Origin of the sequence: Dietzia sp. UCD-THP (assembly GCF_000349585.1) — a bacterium.
Classification (GTDB): domain Bacteria; phylum Actinomycetota; class Actinomycetes; order Mycobacteriales; family Mycobacteriaceae; genus Dietzia; species Dietzia natronolimnaea_A.
Map to the genome: position 1 here is coordinate 4216 of NZ_AOSR01000096.1, position 2116 is coordinate 6331.

The 2116-nt window shown below is 64.2% G+C and carries 3 protein-coding genes and 1 pseudogene (1 of these 4 cut by a window edge); 1 reads left to right on the forward strand and 3 read right to left on the reverse strand.

Features of this window, described 5'->3' with window-relative positions; translation table 11 throughout:
- Both H483_RS27100 and H483_RS0119305 read right to left on the reverse strand, forming a co-directional pair.
- On the reverse strand, positions 1-120 hold the 5' portion of the coding sequence (locus H483_RS27100; protein ID WP_017836434.1) for a TIGR03857 family LLM class F420-dependent oxidoreductase. It extends 933 nt beyond the left edge of the window; the window shows 120 of its 1053 coding nt (coding positions 1-120); its start codon is at positions 118-120; its stop codon lies off the left edge, out of view.
- Positions 117-545, reverse strand: a complete 429-nt coding sequence (locus H483_RS0119305; RefSeq protein WP_052308374.1) for a phosphotransferase — start codon at positions 543-545, stop codon at positions 117-119. Before H483_RS0119305 ends, H483_RS27100 begins: the two co-directional genes overlap by 4 nt.
- Positions 546-872: 327 nt before the next feature.
- Here H483_RS0119305 and H483_RS27105 point away from each other — a divergent pair.
- A pseudogene (locus H483_RS27105) lies at positions 873-1941 on the forward strand (IS110 family transposase).
- Positions 1942-1977: 36 nt separating this feature from the next.
- Here the strand turns inward: H483_RS27105 and H483_RS27110 are convergent.
- Positions 1978-2116 (reverse strand): integrase core domain-containing protein (locus H483_RS27110; RefSeq protein WP_017836437.1); only part of this gene is annotated, 139 nt, incomplete at its 5' end.

Here is a 2116-nt window from a genome sequence, read left to right on the forward strand (position 1 = left end):
GCCCAGACCCATCTCCTCCGCCAAGCGGAGTTCGTGGAGCATGTCCCGTGGTGATTCCACATGGCCGGCGAGGGTGTAGAAGCCGAGTTCGGGAAACCGGGGCCCGTCTTCCCGCTTCACGACGCGATCCCGAGCTGCTGCAATGCCGACTGATCCCGCGCATGAGACACCGCATTGGTGACCATCGAATGGAACAGGTCATCTCCTCGCTCCGTGCGGACCACGAGCATGGCCGCCGCCACGCCGATGATGAAGTTGTGCATCGTGCCTGCCGCGTAGGCGGTCTTGATCTCATCGACATCGACGTCGACACCGTAGGTCGAGAGTTCCTCCGTGTACGTCTGGAGCAGACGGTCTTCGTTCTCTCGGCGCACATCGGCCGACAGAGAGCCCCCGACGCAGTAGGCGGCGTCGACCGGGCCGGGCGCCAGTAGAACGGTCTGCCAGTCGAGTACCGCCAGAGATGAGGGTTCTCTGTCAACGCCGAAGAGAAAGTTGTCGGGCCTAAAGTCACCATGTTGAACGGTCGGTGGCAGAGACCGCATCAGTCCGTAGTACTTCCTGATTGAACCGCTGTGAGTCTTGGGGTGGCTGGTCTGGGACCGGCTGGCAAGGATAGGAGTTGGCCGCGTCACTCCGTTCGTGACTCATGAACCGCCCGGCCCCCTCGGGGTGCCCTACTAGGGATTTGTCCGTTCGGGGTGAGGCAGCCGACGCCGTCCTGGCCCACCTCGGTGACTTGATCAGAAGGCTGTCCGCTCCATAAGGAACGTGACTCATCACAGTGTTGCCCCGAAGTGACTCCTACCCAGACCGGCGCCGGCCACCAGCGGCCGGACCGCTGTCCCTGAGTAGGAAGGACCCGAGCCGCTATGACCATCGTCGCGCATGCTCACCCATTCGTCATCGGCGTCGACACCCACGCCCGCAATCACGCCCTGGCAGTCCTGGCTGCCACTGGTGAGGTGATCGATACTGCCCAATTCCCGACCTCCTCCGGGGGGGATGGCCCGCGCGATCTCGTGGGCCGCCCGCCGCACCGGTGGCGATCAGTCCGCCCTCTGGGTGATCGAGGGAGTTGCCTCCTACGGTGCCGGACTGGCCGCGGCCTGCGAACAGGCCGGTTACGAGGTCGTAGAAGCGGCCCGAATGAGTACTCGGGCCAATCGAGGGGTGGGCAAATCCGACCCGCTGGATGCTCACCGCATCGCTGCTGCAGTGCTGCCTCTGGAGTGCGACCAGCTACGCCGGCCGCGCATGGCAGACGGTGTACGAGCCGCGCTGCGGGTACTCGTGACCGCCCGTGATCACATGACATCCGAGCGCACCGCCACCATCAACGCACTGATAGCGCTTCTACGTGTCGTCGACCTCGGAATCGACGCGCGCCGAGCACTGACTGGGACGCAGCTCCTCTCCGTCGCCCGCTGGCGAGCACGCGATGAGGACCTCGGTGAGGCCACCGCCCGCCTCGAAGCGATCCGCCTGGCCAAACGAGTGGTCGAGCTCGACGAACAGCTGGTCGCCAACAGCTCCCGAATGACCGAGCTCGTCAAGGCAAGCCAGGCCGCATCACTGCTGGAGAAGACTGGCATCGGACCAGTGACCGCCGCTGTCTGCTTGACCATCTGGTCCCATCACGGCAGGGTGCGCTCCGAGGCAGCGTTCGCCTCTCTTGCGGGCGTGAATCCGATCCCCGCGTCATCCGGAAACACCGTGCGACACCGGCTCAATCGCGGCGGCGACAGGCGGCTCAATCGCGCTCTGCACATGGCGGTCTTGACCCGCATGACACACGATCCAGACACCCGCGAATACGTCGAACGGCGACGAGTTGAGGGTCGCACAACCAAGGAGATCCGTCGATGCCTCAAGCGGTACCTGGCCCGACAGATCTACCGAAGACTCAACGCTGCAGAACCTGCCCTCATGCCCGCTTGACAAACATAGAAGGATCCCCAGGTTTCCCGCCGCTCCCTATGTGGGTTGCAGCTCTCGGTTGAGAGCGGCGTAGTAGCTCTGCTCGAACTCGATGGGCGGGACGTAGTCCAGGCTCGAGTGGAGCCGTTCATTGTTGTACCACTCGACCCACGCGGCGGTGGCGTACTCGACGTCG